The organism is Cupriavidus sp. KK10 (assembly GCF_018223725.1).
GTDB classification, from domain to species: Bacteria; Pseudomonadota; Gammaproteobacteria; order Burkholderiales; family Burkholderiaceae; genus Cupriavidus; species Cupriavidus necator.
Window position 1 is genome coordinate 3,130,085 of record NZ_CP073677.1, and the last position, 18,685, is coordinate 3,148,769.

The window sequence follows — 18,685 nt, forward strand, 5'->3', positions numbered from 1 at the left end:
GGGTCCCCCAACAGAACACACCGGGCCCACACGCCATGCAGACCTCCCCATCCACGGCCGAGACCTACCTCAGCCTGAAAGGCATCCACAAGCGCTTCGGCGGCAGCAGCGGCGCCTTCGTGGCACTCCAACATATCGACCTGGACGTGCGCCAGGGCGAGCTGCTGTGCTTCCTGGGCCCGTCGGGCTGCGGCAAGACCACGCTGCTGCGCATCATCGCCGGGCTGGAATCGCAGAGCGCCGGCACCATCCACCAGGGCGGGCGCGACATCTCCACGCTGCCGCCGATGGAGCGCGACTACGGCATCGTGTTCCAGTCCTACGCGCTGTTCCCCAACCTGACGGTGGCGGACAACGTGGCCTACGGCCTGGTCAACCGCCGCATGCCGCGTGACCAGCGCCGCGCCCGCGTGGATGAGCTGCTGACGCTGGTGGGGCTGCCCGAGCGCGGCAACCAGTACCCGGCGCAGCTTTCCGGCGGCCAGCAGCAGCGCGTGGCAATTGCGCGCGCGCTGGCCACCTCGCCCGGCCTACTGTTGTTGGATGAGCCGCTGTCAGCGCTCGATGCCCGCGTGCGGGTGCGGCTGCGCAGCGAGATCCGCGCGCTGCAGCAGCGGCTGAACATCACCACCATCCTGGTCACGCACGACCAGGAAGAGGCATTGTCGATGGCCGACCGCATCGTGGTGATGAACCAGGGCGCGATCGAGCAAGTAGGCACGCCGGCGCAGATCTACCAGCGCCCGGCCACGCCGTTCGCCGCGGACTTCGTCGGCAAGACCAATATGCTGGGCGCGCGCGTCTGCGGCGACGGCGAGCTGCACCTGGGCGGCGTGCGCATGCGCTGCGCCGCGCCCCAGGGCTGTTGCGCCGACGAGGACGTGCAGGTGTTCTTCCGCCCCGAAGACGTCTGCGTGCGCGGCATCGAACAGCATGGCCCCAACGTGCTGGAGGCCACCGTCGACAAGATCGAGTTCCTCGGCGCGTTCTCGCGGCTGACGCTGCGCCTGCCTGACGCAGCGTCCGGCGCACTGTACGCCGACCTCTCCCTCAATGACCTGCACGAGCTGCGCCCGAACACCGGCGACCTGCTGCGCCTGGCCATTCCCGCTGACCGTATCCGCATTTTCCGCCACGCATGCGCATGAGCCTCACTGCGGCGCCGGCCACCACGTCTGCCACTACGTCTGCCACCATGCCGGCCACCGATACCGTCCCCGCCCCCGCCACCAGCGGGCCGGCCGGGCCTGCCAACCCTGGCGCGCAGCCCGCGCCGCCGGCCCTGGTCGCCACCGCGGTGCGCGCACACTGGACCGACCGCCTCGCCCACGTGCTGCTGGCGCTGGCCGCGCTGGCGCTTGCATGCTTCGTGCTGGCGCCGATCGTGATGATCCTGGCCAAGAGCGTGCAGAACCGCGACGGCAGCCTGGCCGGCATCGCGCACTTCCGCGCGTATTTCGAGTCGCCGGCGCTGCTGCGCTCGGTGTGGAACAGCCTGTGGGTCTCTGCCCTGGCCACCTGCATCACGGTGCCGCTGGCGTTCAGCTTTGCCTATGCGCTGACGCGCAGCCGCATCGCCTGCAAGGGCCTGCTGCGCAACCTGGCGCTGATCCCGCTGCTGGCGCCATCGCTGCTGGCGGCGATCTCCTTCATCTTCTGGTTCGGCAACCAGGGGCTGTTCAAGCCGTGGATGGGCAGCACCCAGATCTACGGGCCGCTGGGCATCGTGGCGTCGCTGGTGTTCGCCACCTTCCCGCATGCGCTGATGATCCTGATCACCGCGCTGTCGCTGACCGACGCGCGGCTGTATGAGGCGGCCGATGCGCTGGGCACCTCGACCGTGCGCAAATTCTTCACCATCACCGTGCCGGGCGCGCGCTACGGCCTGGTCAGCGCGGCCATGGTGGTGTTCACCTATGCGATCTCGGACTTCGGCATCCCCAAGGTGATCGGCGGCAATTTCCATATGCTGGCCACCGACATCTACAAGCTGGTGATCGGCATGCAGGACTTCTCGCAGGGCGCGGTGGTATCGCTGATGCTGCTGGTGCCGGTGGCCGTCACCTACTACGTCGATGCGCGCGTGCAGCGCCGCCAGATGGCGCTGATGTCGGCACGCTCGGTGCCCTACGTGCCGCGCCGCAGTCGCCGCTTCGACCTGATCATGGCGGTGTTCTGCTGGCTGATGGCGGCGCTGATGCTGGCGGTGATGGGCATGGCGATCTACGCATCCTTCGTCAAGCTGTGGCCGTACAACTTCTCGCTGTCGCTGAACCACTACCGGGTGGGGCTGGTCGAGGGCGGCGTGGTCGATTCCTACCTGAACAGCCTGCGCATGGCGGGACTGGCCGCCGTGATCGGGCCGGTGTTCATCTTCGCCACCGCCTACCTGCTGGAGAAGACCCGCGGCATGGACTGGCTGCGCAGCTTCGTGCGGCTGATGGCGGTGCTGCCGATGGGCGTGCCGGGGCTGGTGCTGGGCCTGGGCTACATCTTCTTCTTCGTGCCGCAGGCCAACCCGATGCACGGGCTGTACCAGACGTTGGGGATCCTGGTGCTGGTGACCATCGTCCACTATTACGCCTCCTGCCACCTGACCGCCGTGACCGCGCTCAAGCAGCTCGACAGCGAGTTCGAGGCCGTGTCCGCGTCGCTCAAGGTGCCGTTCTACAAGACCTTCTTCAAGGTCACGGTGCCGGCCTGCCTGCCCGCCATCCTGGAGATCTCGCGCTACCTCTTCATCAATGCGATGACCACGGTCTCGGCAGTGGTGTTCCTGTACGGCGCCGACACCAAGCTGGCCTCGGTCGAGATCGTCAACCTGGATGAATCCGGCGACATCGGCCCCGCGGCGGCGATGGCGACGCTGGTGGTGCTGACCTCGGCCTTCGCCTGCCTGCTCTATTACCTGCTGCAACGCGTGCTCGATTGCAAGACCCAGGCCTGGCGCCAGGGCAACGACTGACCTTCTCCTATCTCCACTCCTTCCCAATCAGGAGCTCACCATGATTCGCGGCAACGACCCGATCCTTCTGACCCCCGGCCCCCTGACCACCTCGCTCGCCACCAAGCAGGCCATGCTGCGCGACTGGGGTTCGTGGGACACCGCCTTCAACACCATCACGCGCAGCCTGTGCGACGACCTGGTGCGCATCGTCCACGGCGAAGGCACCCATGTGTGCGTGCCGATGCAGGGTAGCGGCACCTTCTCGGTGGAAGCCGCCATTGCCAACGTGGTGCCGCGCGACGGCAAGGTGCTGGTGCCGCAGAACGGCGCCTACTGCCAGCGCATCCTCAAGATCTGCAAGGTGCTGGGCCGCGCCAGCGTGGAACTGCCGATCCCCGAAGACCAGCCCGCCACCGCCGCGGTGATCGAAGAGGCCATCCGGCGCGATCCGTCGATTACCCACGTGGCGCAGGTGCACTGCGAGACCGGCGCCGGCGTGCTCAACCCGCTGCAGGACATCGCCGCGCTGTGCCAGCGACTGGGCAAGGGGCTGATCGTCGACGCGATGAGCTCGTTCGGCGCGATCGAGATCGACGCCCGCACCATGCCGTTCGACGCGCTGGTGGCCGCCACCGGCAAGTGCATCGAGGGCGTGCCGGGCATGGGCTTCGTGCTGGTGAAGAAGGACGTGCTGGAAGCCAGCCAGGCCAACAGCCACTCGCTGGCGCTGGACCTGTATGACCAGTACGTCTACATGCAGAAGACCACGCAGTGGCGCTTCACGCCGCCCACGCACGTGGTGGCGGCCTTCCGCGCCGCGCTCGACCAGTTCCTGGAAGAAGGCGGCCAGCCGGTGCGCGGCGCGCGCTACCGCAGGAACTGCGACGCGCTGGTGCAGGGCATGGCCGCACTCGGTTTCCGCGCCTTCCTGCCGGCGGCGGTGCAGGCGCCGATCATCGTCACCTTCCATGCGCCGGCCGATGCGCGCTATGACTTCAAGACCTTCTATGCCAAGGTGCGCGAGCGCGGCTACATCCTGTATCCGGGCAAGCTGACGCAGATGGAGACCTTCCGCGTCGGGTGCATTGGTGCAATTGATGACAACGAGATGCGCAATGTCGTGACGGCAATCGGCGAGGTGCTGGGCGAGATGGGGATCAAGGCGCAGGCGCCGCTGGCGGAAGCGGCTTAAGGCGTTTTCCTCCAACACCCGGCAGCAGGCTCCTCTCTCCCGCTTGCGGGAGAGAGGAGCAAACCAGCGGACTTGCGAACGCATCAGAAGACCACAAGAACGACCCCTCCTTCATGTCCCTCCCCCCAGACTTTCACGGCCTCGCCTTTGCCGCCGTGATGCTGTCCGCGCTGATGCATGCGTCGTGGAACGCCATCGTCAAGATCGGCGGCGACCGGTTGTCGTCGATGGCGCTGATTGACACCTTCTGCCTGCTGGTGGCGCTGCCCTTCCTGTTCCTGGTGCCGCTGCCCGCGCCCCAGGTCTGGCCTTTCCTGCTGGCCACCGTGGCACTGGAGGTCGGCTACAAGCTGTCGCTGGTGGCCGCCTACAACCGCGGCGACTTCAGCCAGGCCTATCCGCTGATGCGCGGCTCGGCGCCGATGATGGTGGCGATCCTGCTGTTGCTGGCCGGCAGCGAACGGCTGGGGCCTGGCGGCTATGCCGGCATTGCACTGATCTGCTGCGGGCTGGTCAGCCTGGTGCGCTGGCGACGGCAAACGCCCGACCTGCTCGGCTTTGCGCTGCTGGCCGGGGCCTGCCTGGCGGGCGGCACCGTAATCGATGGCACCGCGGTCAAGCGCTACGGCGAGGTCTTCACTTACATCGTCTGGCTGCAGGCGATGTCGCACATCTTCATGCCGACCTACGCCTTCAGCCGGCGCGGCACCGCGCTGGTCACGCTGATGCGCACGGAATGGAAGCGCGCGTGGATCGGCGGCATCAACCGGGTGGGCTCGTATGCGCTGATGCTGTGGGCGATGACCATGGCGCCCGTGACCAAGCTGGCGGCGCTGCGTGAATCGAGCGTGATCTTTGCCGCGTTGCTGGGCCACTTCCTGCTGCGCGAGCCCTTCGACCGGCGGCGGCTGATTGCAACCGCGCTGGTCCTGGCGGGGATCCTGACACTGCAACTGGCGCGCTGATCCGCCGATGCATGTGGCATTTTGTGTTGTTGGTTGGCGTTTTTTTGCATAACATGGCAGGCAACGCCAACCACTTTCCTGCCGAGGTTTTCCCGCCATGTCCCCTGTCATCCCATCCCACTCCCGCGTCGTCATCATCGGCGGCGGCATCATCGGTTGCAGCGTCGCCTATCACCTGACCAAGCTCGGCTGGAAGGACGTGGTCCTGCTGGAACAGGGACAGCTGTCCTGCGGCACCACCTGGCACGCGGCCGGGCTGGTCGGGCAACTGCGCTCGCAGGAAAGCATGACGAAACTGATCCGCTACTCCACCCAGCTGTACAGCGAACTGGAAGCGGAAACGGGCCTCGGCACCGGCTGGAAGCAATGCGGCTCGCTGTCGGTCGCGCGCACTGCGGAACGCATGACGCAACTGCGCCGCACCGCGGCAGTGGCGCGGGCCTATGGCGTGGATTGCGAGGTGATCTCGCCCGCGCAGGCCGGCGAACTGTGGCCGGTGATGCGCACCGACGACCTGCTTGGGGCGGTCTGGCTGCCGGGCGACGGCAAGGCCAACCCGACCGACCTGACCCAGGCGCTGGCGCGCGGCGCGCGCAGCCGCGGCGCGGTCATCGCGCAGGATACGAAAATCACCGCGATCCATACCCGCGATGGCCGCGCCACCGGCGTGAGCTGGCGCAACAAGGCCGGCGACGAAGGCCGCATCGAGGCCGAGATCGTCGTCAACTGCGCCGGCCAGTGGGCGCGCAAGGTCGGCCAGATGTGCGGCGTGACCGTGCCGCTGCACTCGGCTGAGCACTATTACATCGTCACCGAGCGCATCGCCGGCGTGCACCCTGACCTGCCGGTGATGCGCGACCCGGACGGCTTCATCTACTTCAAGGAAGAAGTGGGCGGGCTGGTGATGGGCGGTTTCGAGCCCAATGCCAAGCCGTGGGGCATGCAGGGCATTCCCGAGCCGTTCGAGTTCCAGATGCTGCCTGATGACTGGGACCAGTTCGAGATCCTGATGGAGAACGCGCTGATCCGCGTTCCGGCACTGGAGTCGGCGCAGGTCAAGCAGTTCTACAACGGGCCCGAGTCCTTCACGCCGGACAACAACTTCATCCTCGGCGAAGCGCCCGAGCTTCGTAATTTCTACGTGGGCGCGGGCTTCAACTCAATGGGGATTGCGTCTGCCGGCGGCGCCGGCATGGCGCTGGCGGAATGGATCGTCGCAGGCGAGCCGACCATGGACCTGTGGCCGGTCGATATCCGCCGCTTTGCCGGCTTCAACGGCAACGAGAGCTGGCTGCACGACCGCGTCAAGGAAACGCTGGGCCTGCACTACGCGATGCCCTGGCCCAACCGGGAACTGGATACGGCGCGGCCGTTCCGGCGCTCGCCGCTCTATGCCCACCTGCACGCTGCCGGCGCCAATTTCGGTAGCAAGATGGGTTGGGAGCGGCCAAACTTCTTCGCGCCTGCCGGACAGTCGCCCGAGATCCGCTACTCGTTCGGGCAGCAGAACTGGCTGCCGTGGAGCGGCGCAGAACACCGCGCCTGCCGCGAGGCAGTGGCGCTGTTCGATATGAGTTCGTTCTCCAAGTACATCGTCAAGGGTGCCGATGCCGAGGCCGTGCTGCAATACGTGATGAGCAACGACGTGGCCGTGCCGCCGGGGCAGACCGTGTACACCGCCATGCTCAACGACCGCGGCACCTATGAATCCGACCTGACCGTGACGCGGCTGGCGCACGACCAGTACTTGCTGGTGACCGGCTCGGCGCAGACCACGCGCGACTTCAATTATATCGAGCGCCTGATTCCCGCCGACAAGCGCTGCGCGATTGTCGATGTCACCGGCCAGTTCGCCGTGCTGGCGGTGATGGGCCCGCGCTCGCGCGAGCTGCTGCAGAGCGTGTCGTGCACCGATTTTTCCAATCAGGCGTTCCCGTTCGGCACCTCGAAAGAGATTGATCTCGGCTATGCCACGGTGCGCGCGACACGCCTGACCTATGTGGGCGAACTGGGCTGGGAACTGTATGTCCCGGTGGAATTCGCCGTGGGCGTCCATGACACCCTGCACGAGGCCGGGAAACGCTTCGGACTGGTCAATGCCGGCTACTACGCCATCGAATCGCTGCGCATCGAAAAGGGCTACCGCGCCTGGAGCCGCGAACTGACCACCGACATTCATCCGTTCGAGGCCGGGCTGTCTTTTGCCTGCAAGCTGAACACGGGCATCCCGTTCCGCGGGCGCGAAGCGCTGCTCAAGCTGCGCGCTGCCGGCGGCACCGCGCAGGTGCGGCGCCGCGTTGCCGTGGTCACGCTGGACGGCGCCAGCGAGGCCATGCTCTGGGGCGGGGAGGCCATCCTGCGCACCGCCCAGGACGGCACCGTGCGCCCGGCCGGCTTCGTGACGTCGGCCGCGTTCGGCCACACCCTTGGCTGTCCGGTGGGCATGGGGCTTCTGGCACGCGCCGATGGTCCGGCCGACGCGGCATGGATCGAGGGCGGCAAGTATCACGTGGACCTGGCCGGGCAACTGCTGCCCGCGCGCATCCATCTGCGCGCGCCGTACGATCCGGCCAGCGAACGGACCAAGGCCTGAACATCGATGCAAGCGGATACCGGAGTGCCCATGCCAGTGATCCAGACCGAAAGCGCCAGCTACATCCTGACGCTGTCGTGCCCCGACCGTCCAGGCATTGTCCATGCCGTCTCGGCGCTGCTGGTGGAAGCCGGCGCCAATATCGTAGATTCCGCGCAGTTCGGCGATCGCGACAGCGCGCGGTTTTTCATGCGCGTGCACTTCCAGCGGCCGCTGCCAGAAGGCCAGGATGGCGGCGATGCGCTCGCTGCCCTGCGCAGCACGCTGGCGGGCGTGGCGGCCGCGCATGAAATGGACTGGTCCCTCCACGACGCCGCGCGCAAGCCGCGCGTGATGCTGATGGTGTCAAAGATCGGCCACTGCCTGAACGACCTGCTGTTCCGCTACCGCACCGGCCAGTTGCCCATCGAGATTCCGGCGATCGTCTCCAACCACAAGGACTTCTACCAGCTTGCGGCGAGCTACGACATCCCGTTCCATCACCTGCCCCTGCTCAATGCCACGCCGCAAGGCAAGGCCGCGCAGGAAGCGAGACTGTGGGACCTGGTCTGCGACTACAGTATCGACCTGGTCGTCCTGGCCCGCTATATGCAGGTCTTGTCCGACGATCTGTGCCGCCGCCTGGAGGGCCGCGCCATCAACATCCATCATTCCTTCCTGCCCAGCTTCAAGGGCGCGCGCCCCTACGCGCAGGCCTACGAGCGCGGCGTCAAGCTGATCGGCGCCACAGCGCACTACGTGACCGGCGACCTCGACGAAGGCCCCATCATCGAACAGGAAGTCGCACGCGTGGACCATGCCATGGATGCCGCGCAGCTGACCGCCATCGGACGCGATGTGGAATGCGTGGCGCTGGCGCGGGCGGTGAAATGGCATGCGGAACATCGGGTCCTGCGCAACGGCGGCAGGACGCTGGTGTTCCGCTGACGCGGCAGCCTTTGCCGCCGCTTCAGGCTGCCACCGCCCGCCGAACCTTGCGCAACGCCTGCTCCAGCGCATCCATCGAGATCGACCCGAGCGCCAGCCGCAGCGCATGCGGCACGCTCGCTCCGACCGCGAACGGCTCGGCCGTCGTCACCAGCACACCCTCTTGCTCCAGGGCAGCCGCGACCTGGTCGGCGCGCAGGTCCTCCTCGAGTTCAAGCCACAGGTAGTATGAAGACGGGTGCGCCGTGACGCGGCAGCCGCGCAGGATGCGCCGCGCCAGGCTCTGCCTGCGCCGGGCGTCCTTGCGCTTGCGCTCCTCCAGGTCATCGACGGTGCCGGCTTCGATCCAGAGGCAGCCTAACGCCACGGTCAGCGACGGCGTGTTCCAGGTTGACACGCGAATGGCGCGTTCCAGGGCCGGCACCAGCGGCCCGGGCGCCGCGACGAACCCCATCCTCAGGCCCGATGCCACGCTTTTCGACAAGCCCGAGACGTAGACGGTCCGCTCTGGCGCGAAGGTGAACACCGGCTTCGGCGCCGGTTCGGCAAGGAAGGCATAGGCACCGTCTTCAATGATCAGCAGATCATGCCGTTGCGCCAGGGCCGCAAGACGGCCACGGTCCGCCTCGCTCATGACATAGCCCAGCGGATTGTGCATGGTCGGCATGGTGTAGACCGCCCGCACCGGACGCCGCTTGCAGAGCGCGGCAAGCCGATCCAGGTCCAGGCCCGCGGCGGTCGCCGGCAATGGCTCCAGGTCGAGCCGGTACAGCTGCGCCAGCGCCTTCATGCCCGGATACGTCAGCGCGTCAACCGCCAAGACGTCGCCGGGATTGAGCAGTCCCATCACCGTCACCGCCAGGCCCTGCTGCGCGCCATTGACGATCAGCACCTGGCTGCCCGGCACCCGGATGCCGCGGTTGCGCAGGTGCCTGGCGACGGCCTGCCGTTCGTGCGGGCGCCCGCCCTGCGGCGCGGAGTGCAGCAGCGCGTCGAGATCGCCCGAGGCCGCGATGCTGCGCAAGCCATCGCGCAACAGTTCAACCTGCCCGGGCAGCGACGGATAGTTGAAGGTCAGGTCCACCGCGCCGGCGCGCACCGGATGCTGTTCCAGCCCCAGGCCGCGCGGCAGCGAGGTATCGCGCACGAACGTGCCCCTGCCGGTCTCGCCGACCACCAGCCCGACGGCCTCCAGCTCGACATAGACGCGTGCCGCGGTCGCCAGCGCCACGCCGTACTGCTTCATCAGCGCACGCACCGTCGGCAGTTGCGTGCCCGGAGGCAGCTCGCCGCAATGAATGCGCGCGGAAATCTCGTCAACAATGGTTTTGTAGCGCACGTGGGCCATGCTTTGTATCTAGAACAATGCTTTGCGTGTATCAGGCCAGAAGAATAGCCTGCATGCCTAGTCAACGCTAACCATTTCCTGCACATGATTGCCCTGACCACCCTGTCGATCTTCGCCGCGGCAGTGATGCTGCTGCTCCTGTCACCCGGCCCGAACATGGCATTCGTGATGGCACATGGCATCACCTATGGCCCTCGGGGCGGCGTTGCGACGGCACTGGGGATTGCCGTGGCCGACCTGGTCCTCACGGTCCTGACCGCCACCGGCATCACCGCCCTGGTAATGGCGTGGGCGCCGGCGTTCGACCTGATCCGCTATGCCGGCGCGGCCTATCTGCTGTGGATGGCGGTCAAGGCGCTCCGGCAGCCGCTTGCGCTGAAGGAGGCAGTGGTGACGCAAGCGTCCTTGCGCTCGGTGTTTGTGCGCGCCATGCTGAACAGCCTGCTCAATCCCAAGGCGCTGCTGTTCTTCATGGTCTTCCTGCCGCAGTTCGTCGATCCCGGCAAGGGCGGCGTAGCCCAGCAGCTGCTCATGCTTGGCCTGGTCCTGACAGTGATCGCCACCGTGTTTCACGCGTTGCTCGGCGCGGCTGGCGGTACCGTGCGCCGCTTCCTGTCACGCCACCCCAAGGCCGCGACACTGCAGTCGCGCGGCCTTGCGGCCGTGCTGGTGCTGCTGGCGCTGCGGCTGGCGCTGACCTCGCGCCCGGCCTGAAACCGTTCCTCACGCAGAGCCCTTGATGTATATCGCAGCCTTTATTTACCGGCCCGGCCAGGCCGATGACGAGTTCCACCGCCTTAGCGCCCTGATCGACGAGATCGCCGCCGGCATACCCGGCTTTGTCGGTGCCGAGTCCTGGCGCTCGCCAGATGGCCAGTTGTCCAACGCCAGCTACTACTGGCGCGACAAGGACTCCCTGCAGGCCTTCGCCACCCACCCGCGGCACCTGGACGCCAAGCGCCAGTACCGCAAGTGGTATGACGGCTATCACGTGGTGATATCCGAAGTGCAGCGCGCCTATGGCGACGGTTCGCTCCGGCATTTCGTGCCCGACAGCCGGCGCCAGCCGCAGGGCTAAACGCCTTCACCTATCCGGCCGATCTTTGGACGGCCGGCCGCCGGGATATGAATGATTCTGGCGGCGATCTATCTGAGCAGCCAGTACCTGAACAAGGGCGACCTGGCGGCGATGACGACCTACCTGCTCGGGGACAAGCCGCCCGCACCGCAGCCAGTCAAGCCCGTCAACGCCGATGCCGCGCAACTGGCACCGGGCCGCCGCCACTATGTGGCGGTCTGCGCCGGCTGCCACGGCCGCGAGGGCGAAGGCAAGCCGCACGTGGCGGTATCGATGGCCGGCAACTCGACCGTGCGCAACACCGATGCGCGCAACCTGATCGTGTCGATGCTCGACGGCATCGAGGCGCAGCGCTTCCCCGGCGCGGAGGCCATGCAGGACATGCCGGGCTTTGCCGCGCGCATGAGCGACGACGAGCTGGCGCTGCTGGCCAACTACCTGCGCGCCACCTGGGGCGGCCAGCCGGCCGACGTGACGCCCGCCGCGGTCAAGGCGCTGCGCGCCGCAGGCCCCGGGCACTGAAGCCCTGCCCCGGGTGTTCCATTCTGGAACACCCGGTGTCACGCGCTGGCACAGCCGTGCCGGCGTGTGACATATCCCACCCGTGCCACGCGCACGCGCCCCCCGCTTTTCCCCGTTCTTTCGTTCGATTCCCGCCCCGGCACAGCTCTTGCGATCTGCCTGTTGTGCGCATGGCCGGAATGCCGTGACGACACCACAGAAATCACTGAACGGAGCGAGACATGAACATGGCGGAAATCGCCCAGCTGGGCGTCAACAACCCCTACAAGCAGCAGTACGAGAACTACATCGGCGGCGCCTGGGTGCCGCCCGCCGGCGGCGAGTACTTCGAATCGATCACCCCGATCACCGGCAAGCCGTTCACGCGCGTGCCGCGCTCCGGCCAGCAGGATGTCGACGCAGCGCTGGACGCCGCGCATGCCGCCAAGGCCGCGTGGGCTCACACCTCCACCACCGAGCGCGCCAATATCCTGAACCGCATCGCCGACCGCATCGAGGCCAACCTGAAGCTGCTGGCAGTGGCCGAGAGCATCGACAACGGCAAGCCGGTGCGCGAAACCACCGCCGCCGACCTGCCGCTGGCGGTCGACCACTTCCGCTACTTTGCCGGCTGCATCCGTGCGCAGGAAGGCGGCATCTCCGAGATCGACGCCGACACCATTGCCTACCATTTCCATGAGCCGCTGGGCGTGGTCGGCCAGATCATCCCCTGGAACTTCCCGCTGCTGATGGCCACCTGGAAGCTGGCCCCGGCGCTGGCCGCCGGCAACTGCGTGGTGCTCAAGCCGGCGGAACAGACGCCGGCCTCGATCCTGGTGCTGATGGAAGTGATCGGCGACCTGCTGCCGCCGGGCGTGATCAATGTGATCAACGGCTTCGGGCTGGAAGCCGGCAAGCCGCTGGCATCAAGCCCGCGCATCAGCAAGGTGGCGTTCACCGGCGAGACCACCACCGGCCGGCTGATCATGCAGTACGCGTCGCAGAACCTGATCCCGGTGACGCTGGAGCTGGGCGGCAAGTCGCCCAACATCTTCTTCGAGGACGTGCTGGCCGCCGACGACGCCTTCTTCGACAAGGCGCTGGAAGGCTTTGCCATGTTCGCGCTGAACCAGGGCGAGGTCTGCACCTGCCCGTCGCGCGCGCTGATCCAGGAATCGATCTACGACCGCTTCATGGAGCGCGCGCTTAAGCGCGTGGCCGCGATCCGCCAGGGCCATCCGCTCGACACCGGCACCATGATCGGCGCGCAGGCGTCCGCCGAACAACTGGAGAAGATCCTGTCGTACATCGACCTGGGCCGCAAGGAAGGCGCGCAGTGCCTCACCGGCGGCGAGCGCAACGTGCTGGACGGCGACCTCGCGGGCGGCTACTACGTCAAGCCAACGGTGTTTGCCGGCCACAACAAGATGCGGATCTTCCAGGAAGAGATCTTCGGGCCGGTGGTGTCGGTGACCACCTTCAAGGACGAGGAAGAGGCGCTGGCCATCGCCAACGACACGCTCTACGGGCTCGGTGCGGGTGTCTGGACACGTGACGGCGCGCGCGCATTCCGCATGGGCCGCGGCATCCAGGCGGGGCGCGTGTGGACCAACTGCTACCACGCCTACCCCGCGCATGCCGCATTCGGGGGCTACAAGCAGTCCGGCATCGGCCGCGAGAACCATCGCATGATGCTCGACCACTACCAGCAGACCAAGAACCTGCTGGTGAGCTACAGCCCCAACGCGCTCGGGTTCTTCTGACCATGGCGGGCTCGACGTCCGCTCCCGCCACCGCGCCGGTCGCACGCGTGGTGGCAACCCCGGCCGCGCTCACGCTGATCGCGGAGCTGGCCGCGCGGCATGGCCCGCTGATGTTCCACCAGTCCGGCGGCTGCTGCGACGGCAGCGCGCCGATGTGCTACCCCGCCGGCGAACTACTGGTGGGGCAGGCCGATGTCTGCCTGGGCGAGATCGGCGGCGCGCAGTTCTATATGACGCGGGCGCAGTTCGAGTACTGGCAGCACACGCGGCTGGTGATCGATGTGGTGCCAGGGGCAGGCGGGATGTTCTCGCTGGAGGGACGGACGGGGAAGCGGTTCCTGACCCGGTCGGAGTTGTTCAGCGATGAAGAGGCTGCGTGGCTGGCGGCGCAGCCGGGGTTGTGAGGGTGATTGCTTGCTGATGTCGGTAGTTGCTTGCCGACGGAGTGCTCCCTCTCCCGCTTGCGGGAGAGGGAGCAAACAAGCGGTCGGCGGGACTGGAGCCTGTCAGATTTCTTGTGTGTTGAGGTCATGAGACGATATCGAAAGAAACGCCCTTATGACCGAAACAACAAGCATGACCAAGAAGAGCAAGAAATCGAGCGCGCCGAAGCTGTTTCCGGATGAGTTGATCGATCAACTACTGGCTCAGGTACAGAACAAGGACGCCGAGTCGATTCTCGGTGAATCAGGCTTGGCCGGCCTGCTCAAGAAGCAGTTGGCCGAGCGTATGCTTGCCGCCGAACTGACGCACCATCTGGCCAGCGAGGCCAAGCAAGGCAAGAGCGGCAATCACCGCAACGGCAGCAGTGCAAAGACCGTCATCACGCCCAACGGCGAGCTGGAACTGGACATTCCGCGCGACCGGCAAGCCACCTTCGAGCCGCAACTGGTCGCCAAGTACCAACGCCGGCTGTCCGGCTTCGACGACCACGTAATCAGCATGTATGCGCGCGGGATGAGCGTGCGTGAGATTCAGGGCCATTTGCAGGAACTGTATGGGCTGCAGGTCTCGCCTGACCTGATTTCCACCATCACCGACGAAGTGCTGGCCGAGGTCGAACAATGGCAGCAGCGTCCGCTGGAGGCGATGTACCCCATCGTCTACTTCGACGCGCTGCGCCTGAAGATCCGCGACGAAGGCACCGTCAGGAACAAGGCCGTCTACCTGGCCTTGGGTATCCGCGCCGACGGGCGCAAGGAGGTGCTCGGCCTGTGGATCGAGCAAACCGAGGGCGCCAAGTTCTGGCTCAAGGTCTTCAACGAGTTGAAGAACCGCGGCCTGGACGACATCCTGGTCGCCGTCGTCGACGGCCTGCGTGGCTTCCCCGAAGCGATCGAGGCCGTCTACCCCGGCGCGCAAATCCAGACCTGTATCGTCCACCTGATCCGCAACTCGCTGAACCTGGCGAGCTGGAAGGACCGCAAGGGCCTGGCGGCCGCGCTCAAGCCGATTTACCAGGCTGCCACGGCCGACGCCGCCGCCGGCGCGCTGCAGGCGTTCGCCGCCAGCGATTGGGGCCGCAAATTCCCCACGGTGACCGACATGTGGCGCCGCCAATGGGAGCAGGTCATCCCGTTCTTCGTCTACCCGCCCGAAGTGCGCAGGATCATCTACACGACCAACGCCATCGAAAGCATGCACATGCAGTTGCGCAAGATCGTCAAGAACCGAGGTCACTTCCCCAGCGACGAGGCGGCCAGCAAGCTGCTTTACCTGGCCTTGCGCAACATCGAGAAAGACTGGAAGATGCCGCCCATCACCTGGAAACAAGCGGCCAACCAGTTCGCCATTCTCTTCGGTGACCGCTTCACCAACGCCCTACGCTGAGATTTATTTAACCGACCTCAGCACACAGAATTCCTGACACCTCCCGGGACTGCCTCAGCGCTCCGATTCCGGCTCGCCTTCCAACCCCTCCCTCAACCTCCGATAGATCGTATTGCGCGACACCCCCAGCTCACGCGCCACGTGGCTGACATTGCCGCCGTGCCTGGCGAGCGCCTGCCGGATCAGGCCAGCTTCCCAGTCGCGCATCCGGCTGGCCTTTGAGGACGCCGGCGGCTGCGCAGAAGCCGCTGCATCACAGCGCTCCACCTCATCGCCACACTCCTGCTCAAACCCTTCCGGCAGGTGTTCCACCCCGATCTCCGCCTCCCCTTCCGCCAGGATCGCCGCCGTGCGCAGCACGTTGGCAAGCTGCCGGATATTGCCCGGCCACGGGTGCCGGCGCAGCAGCGCCAGCACCTGCGCGTCGACATGCACCGGGGACGGCAAGCCGGCGTCTTCGCCCTGCCGCTGCAGGATGCGATCGACCAGAAGCGGCAGGTCGCTGCGCTCGCATAGCGACGGCAGGGTCACGGCCAGCGCATTGATGCGGTAGTACAGGTCTTCGCGGAAGGCGCCATCGGCAATCATCGCGCGCAGGTCGCGGTGGGTGGCGCAGACCACGCGCACATCGACCGGCAGCGCGCGGGCGCTGCCCAGCGGGGTAACCGCACGCTCCTGCAGCACACGCATCAGCCGCACCTGCTGTGCCAGCGGCATGTCGCCGATCTCATCCAGGAACAGCGTGCCGCCGTGCGCCTGCACGACCTTGCCCTCGCTGCCGCGGCGGCGCGCGCCAGTGAAGGCGCCTTCTTCGTAGCCGAACAGTTCGGCCTCGATCAGCGATTCGGGGATGGCCGCGCAGTTGACCGCGACGAAAGGCCCGCCGGCGCGCGGCGAGGCGGCGTGGATGGCACGCGCCAGCCACTCCTTGCCGGTGCCGGTGCGGCCCTGGACCAGGATGGTGATATCGCGCCCGCTGACCTTGCGCACGCGGCGCAGCACTGCGGCCACGGCGGCGTCGCCGGTATCGAGCGCGGCAAGTGCCGGCGGCAGCGGATCTTCGGCGCTGGGCTGGCGCACCGCGATGGGCGTGGCCAGGTATTCGATGCGGGCAAACACCTGTACCCGGCTGGGCAGCGTCAGCGTCTGCAGTGATCCCGCCGCGCCGCTGCGCGCCTGCATCGCCGCGCGCACCGGCTGGCCGAACAGCCCGGCAAAGCCGGCTGCCGCCAGCGCGTGCGGGGCCAGCCCCAGCTGGAACAGGCCGCTGCGGTTGGCAGCCAGGAAAGCACCGTCGGGCGAGAACGCCGCCATGCCCTCGAACAGCGTGCCGACGAACTCGGGCCGCGCATGGAAGCGCACCAGCAGCGCGTCCGGGAAGTGGTTGGCAAACAGGTGGTTCTCGATCATCTGCGCCGACATCCGCACCAGCGCCATGGTGTGCCGGTGGAAGCCGCGATGATCGCCGCTGACATCGAGCGTGCCCAGGATGGCACCGGTCGGGCTGGCGATCGGCGCGCATGAGCAGGTCAGCTGGTGGTTGGACTCGAGGAAATGCTCGCTGGCGTGGATCAGGGTGGGGCGGGCCTCGGCCAGTGCGGTGCCGATGGCGTTGGTGCCCTTGCTCGGCTCCGACCACGACACCCCCGGCGCCAGCGCAACGCGCCGCGCCCGCGCAACGAAGTCGCCGTCGCCCAGGCTGTGCAGGATCACGCCGCTGCTGTCGGTCAGCAGCACCATGCTGTCGGTATTGGCGATCTGCGCGTGTAGGGTCTCCATCACCGGCAAGGCATGGCGGTACAGGTCGCAGCTGGCGTCCACCAGCTCACCCAGCGCGCGCGGGCTGACGGCATCGAAGCCGGGCGCATGGCGCGCATCCAGCCCGAAGCCGGCCGAGCGCGCATGCGCGCGGGCGATCAGGCCGGCGCGGTCGGCATCGGTCGGGTCGACATGGGCAGCCTGGGGGGCAACATCGGAAGGCGCAGCGGGATGGGCGGCACGGTGCATGACGGCGGGTCTCCTGTATCAGCAGGCGGCGCGCGTCGCGGCCGCTGCCCTGCCGTCCCGTGGCGCGTGCCGTGCAGTTCAGGTGCGGCGGCAGGCCGGGCGGCTGTATTCCGGCAACCTTATCACAGGCTCCCGGCCATGTATTGCCCCCGCGCCATGCCGGGCCGGGGTCAGCGTTTTTCGTCGAGCAGGTCGTTCAGGATCTCGTCGAAGGTGGCCTGGGCATCTTCCAGCGCCTGCAGCGCCGCATCGAACGTCTGCAGCGCAAGCTTGGATGGCTTGCCGCTGCCCTGCGGCGGATAGTGGGTCTGCAAGGCGGTGAAGGCCACCTGCACCTGCCGCGTCGCCGCGACCACGCGTTCCATCGCCTGCGCCTCTTCGGCGCGGTATTGCTCGTGTTTCTGCTCGCTCATGCCTGTTTGCTCCGTATGCGCGTCGTCTCGGGAGGGGGCGCGCGCGCGTGAATGAGGTATATCGTACAAGAACTGCGCCGGCCGGCTTGCGCTGCGCGCTTGCGCCAGACAAAAATGAGGTAGGCTGCGCGGCTGGGCGGCAAGGCCGGCGCTGGTGCGCCTCGCCTGGCAGCGACACTGAAGACTAGCCATGCCATTGATCACCCGCCGTACGCTGGCAGCCGCGCTGATGACTGCCAGCGGCTTCGCATGCTACTGGACCTACCTGACGCTCAACCAGGAGCGGCTGCTGTTCGATGCGCGCCGGCGTCCGCCGCGCGACCTGCCCGACGGCATCATTGGCTACTCGCACCTGATCCCCGGCGGCGTGGTGCGCGGCTACATCTACCATACCCCCGGCGACAACGTGCGCGACCTGCTGTTCTACCTGCCCGGGCGTGGCGAGGATGTGCTCGAAACGCTGCAGTACGCACGCTGGCTGCCCGCCGGCATGGCCTTCGCCACCTACGACTACCGCGGCCTGGGACACTCCGACGGCCTCCCGTCCGAGGGCGCCGCAGTGGCCGACGCCAGCCAGTTCCTGCTGCATGCGCGGCGTGTCTTCCCCGACACCCGTGTGCATGTGGTGGGGCGCAGCCTGGGCACCGGCGTCGCGATCCAGCTGGCGGACCTGCAGGACTTCGAGAGCCTGCAGCTGATCACGCCCTACGACTCACTGCTTGAACTGGTGCGCAAGCGCTTCCCGCTGGTGCCGCTGCGCCAGCTGATGCGCCACCATTTCGATTCGATCTCGCATTGCAAGAAGGTCGTGCAAAGCACCAAGGTGCTGCTGGCCGAGACCGATGAAGTGGTGCCCCATGAATGCTCGGAACGGCTCATGGCCGCCTGGCCCGGCCCGGTGGCGCTGCAGACCGTGCCAGCCACGGATCACTTCACCATTATCGAACGCGAGGAAACCTGGCTGGCGCTGGGCGAATTTGCCCGGCATCACGGGCAGGCCAGGCTGCGCGTGGCTACGGCCCAGCCCGTCCCGCCCGCCCCGCCGGCCCCCACCGGCACGCCGCCCGTCGACCATGACGAGCTCGGCAATCCGTTGCCGCTGGCGGCCAGGCGCTAGCACC

The 18,685-nt window shown here is 67.1% G+C and carries 15 protein-coding genes and 1 pseudogene; 13 read left to right on the plus strand and 3 right to left on the minus strand.

Annotation, left to right across the window (positions count from 1 at the left end; translation table 11 throughout):
• The first annotated feature begins 35 nt into the window (after nt 1–35).
• The 6 genes from KB879_RS14815 (at nt 36) to purU (ending at nt 8,624) form a co-directional block, all read left to right on the plus strand.
• Entirely contained in the window at nt 36–1,148 is a 1,113-nt protein-coding gene (locus KB879_RS14815) for a putative 2-aminoethylphosphonate ABC transporter ATP-binding protein (RefSeq protein ID WP_013953553.1), read from the plus strand.
• Complete coding sequence (locus KB879_RS14820; protein ID WP_013953554.1) at nt 1,139–2,965, plus strand: putative 2-aminoethylphosphonate ABC transporter permease subunit; 1,827 nt, start codon at nt 1,139–1,141, stop codon at nt 2,963–2,965. Before KB879_RS14815 ends, KB879_RS14820 begins: the two co-directional genes overlap by 10 nt.
• 40 nt (nt 2,966–3,005) lie before the next feature.
• A complete protein-coding gene (locus KB879_RS14825; RefSeq protein ID WP_211981901.1) occupies nt 3,006–4,139 on the plus strand; it encodes a 2-aminoethylphosphonate--pyruvate transaminase in 1,134 nt (377 codons plus the stop codon).
• A 113-nt stretch (nt 4,140–4,252) separates the two neighbouring features.
• Nucleotides 4,253–5,104 (plus strand): EamA family transporter, encoded by an 852-nt coding sequence (locus tag KB879_RS14830; RefSeq protein ID WP_013953556.1) that lies wholly within the window; start codon nt 4,253–4,255, stop codon nt 5,102–5,104.
• 97 nt (nt 5,105–5,201) lie between these two features.
• Nucleotides 5,202–7,697, plus strand: coding sequence for an FAD-dependent oxidoreductase (locus KB879_RS14835; RefSeq protein ID WP_211981902.1), 2,496 nt, complete (start codon nt 5,202–5,204; stop codon nt 7,695–7,697).
• A 30-nt stretch (nt 7,698–7,727) separates the two neighbouring features.
• Nucleotides 7,728–8,624: a formyltetrahydrofolate deformylase gene (purU, locus tag KB879_RS14840; RefSeq protein ID WP_211981904.1), complete on the plus strand. Its 897-nt coding sequence runs from the start codon at nt 7,728–7,730 to the stop codon at nt 8,622–8,624.
• A gap of 22 nt (nt 8,625–8,646) precedes the next feature.
• Here the strand turns inward: purU and KB879_RS14845 are convergent, their stop codons facing one another.
• Nucleotides 8,647–9,972 carry a PLP-dependent aminotransferase family protein gene (locus KB879_RS14845; RefSeq protein ID WP_211981906.1) on the minus strand — a complete coding sequence of 442 codons (1,326 nt, stop codon included), beginning with the start codon at nt 9,970–9,972 and terminating at the stop codon, nt 8,647–8,649.
• Nucleotides 9,973–10,056: 84 nt separating this feature from the next.
• On the opposite strand from KB879_RS14845, the gene KB879_RS14850 reads away from it, so the two are divergent.
• The 6 genes and pseudogenes from KB879_RS14850 (at nt 10,057) to KB879_RS14875 (ending at nt 15,144) form a co-directional block, all read left to right on the plus strand.
• On the plus strand, nt 10,057–10,686 hold the full coding sequence (locus KB879_RS14850) for a LysE family translocator (protein ID WP_013953560.1): 630 nt from the start codon (nt 10,057–10,059) through the stop codon (nt 10,684–10,686).
• A gap of 25 nt (nt 10,687–10,711) precedes the next feature.
• Complete coding sequence (locus KB879_RS14855) at nt 10,712–11,050, plus strand: antibiotic biosynthesis monooxygenase (RefSeq protein WP_013953561.1); 339 nt, start codon at nt 10,712–10,714, stop codon at nt 11,048–11,050.
• A 66-nt stretch (nt 11,051–11,116) separates the two neighbouring features.
• Nucleotides 11,117–11,572, plus strand: a pseudogene (locus KB879_RS14860) (cytochrome c); the annotation flags it as partial.
• A 221-nt stretch (nt 11,573–11,793) separates the two neighbouring features.
• Nucleotides 11,794–13,314 carry an aldehyde dehydrogenase gene (gene adh, locus KB879_RS14865; RefSeq protein ID WP_013953563.1) on the plus strand — a complete coding sequence of 507 codons (1,521 nt, stop codon included), beginning with the start codon at nt 11,794–11,796 and terminating at the stop codon, nt 13,312–13,314.
• Between the two features lie 2 nt (nt 13,315–13,316).
• The gene (locus KB879_RS14870) at nt 13,317–13,718 is read left to right on the plus strand and encodes a DUF779 domain-containing protein (RefSeq protein ID WP_013953564.1); all 402 of its coding nucleotides are present in this window, start codon (nt 13,317–13,319) and stop codon (nt 13,716–13,718) included.
• A 172-nt stretch (nt 13,719–13,890) separates the two neighbouring features.
• A complete protein-coding gene (locus tag KB879_RS14875) occupies nt 13,891–15,144 on the plus strand; it encodes an IS256 family transposase (RefSeq protein WP_211982161.1) in 1,254 nt (417 codons plus the stop codon).
• A gap of 54 nt (nt 15,145–15,198) precedes the next feature.
• On the opposite strand, the gene KB879_RS14880 is transcribed toward KB879_RS14875, so the two are convergent.
• Nucleotides 15,199–17,151 (minus strand): sigma-54-dependent Fis family transcriptional regulator, encoded by a 1,953-nt coding sequence (locus KB879_RS14880; RefSeq protein WP_013953565.1) that lies wholly within the window; start codon nt 17,149–17,151, stop codon nt 15,199–15,201.
• A 170-nt stretch (nt 17,152–17,321) separates the two neighbouring features.
• Nucleotides 17,322–17,564 carry a hypothetical protein gene (locus KB879_RS14885; RefSeq protein ID WP_018308883.1) on the minus strand — a complete coding sequence of 81 codons (243 nt, stop codon included), beginning with the start codon at nt 17,562–17,564 and terminating at the stop codon, nt 17,322–17,324.
• Nucleotides 17,565–17,754: 190 nt separating this feature from the next.
• Between KB879_RS14885 and KB879_RS14890 the strand changes: the two genes are divergently transcribed.
• The gene (locus tag KB879_RS14890) at nt 17,755–18,681 is read left to right on the plus strand and encodes an alpha/beta hydrolase (protein WP_211981909.1); all 927 of its coding nucleotides are present in this window, start codon (nt 17,755–17,757) and stop codon (nt 18,679–18,681) included.
• The last annotated feature ends 4 nt before the right edge of the window (nt 18,682–18,685 follow it).

Coding starts and splice junctions, on each gene's coding strand:
- KB879_RS14815 (WP_013953553.1), top strand. CDS start 36: ATGCAGACCTCCCCATCCACGGCCGAGACCTACCTCAGCCTGAAAGGC.
- KB879_RS14820 (WP_013953554.1), top strand. CDS start 1,139: ATGCGCATGAGCCTCACTGCGGCGCCGGCCACCACGTCTGCCACTACG.
- KB879_RS14825 (WP_211981901.1), top strand. CDS start 3,006: ATGATTCGCGGCAACGACCCGATCCTTCTGACCCCCGGCCCCCTGACC.
- KB879_RS14830 (WP_013953556.1), top strand. CDS start 4,253: ATGTCCCTCCCCCCAGACTTTCACGGCCTCGCCTTTGCCGCCGTGATG.
- KB879_RS14835 (WP_211981902.1), top strand. CDS start 5,202: ATGTCCCCTGTCATCCCATCCCACTCCCGCGTCGTCATCATCGGCGGC.
- purU (WP_211981904.1), top strand. CDS start 7,728: ATGCCAGTGATCCAGACCGAAAGCGCCAGCTACATCCTGACGCTGTCG.
- KB879_RS14845 (WP_211981906.1), bottom strand. CDS start 9,972: ATGGCCCACGTGCGCTACAAAACCATTGTTGACGAGATTTCCGCGCGC.
- KB879_RS14850 (WP_013953560.1), top strand. CDS start 10,057: ATGATTGCCCTGACCACCCTGTCGATCTTCGCCGCGGCAGTGATGCTG.
- KB879_RS14855 (WP_013953561.1), top strand. CDS start 10,712: ATGTATATCGCAGCCTTTATTTACCGGCCCGGCCAGGCCGATGACGAG.
- adh (WP_013953563.1), top strand. CDS start 11,794: ATGAACATGGCGGAAATCGCCCAGCTGGGCGTCAACAACCCCTACAAG.
- KB879_RS14870 (WP_013953564.1), top strand. CDS start 13,317: ATGGCGGGCTCGACGTCCGCTCCCGCCACCGCGCCGGTCGCACGCGTG.
- KB879_RS14875 (WP_211982161.1), top strand. CDS start 13,891: ATGACCAAGAAGAGCAAGAAATCGAGCGCGCCGAAGCTGTTTCCGGAT.
- KB879_RS14880 (WP_013953565.1), bottom strand. CDS start 17,151: ATGCACCGTGCCGCCCATCCCGCTGCGCCTTCCGATGTTGCCCCCCAG.
- KB879_RS14885 (WP_018308883.1), bottom strand. CDS start 17,564: ATGAGCGAGCAGAAACACGAGCAATACCGCGCCGAAGAGGCGCAGGCG.
- KB879_RS14890 (WP_211981909.1), top strand. CDS start 17,755: ATGCCATTGATCACCCGCCGTACGCTGGCAGCCGCGCTGATGACTGCC.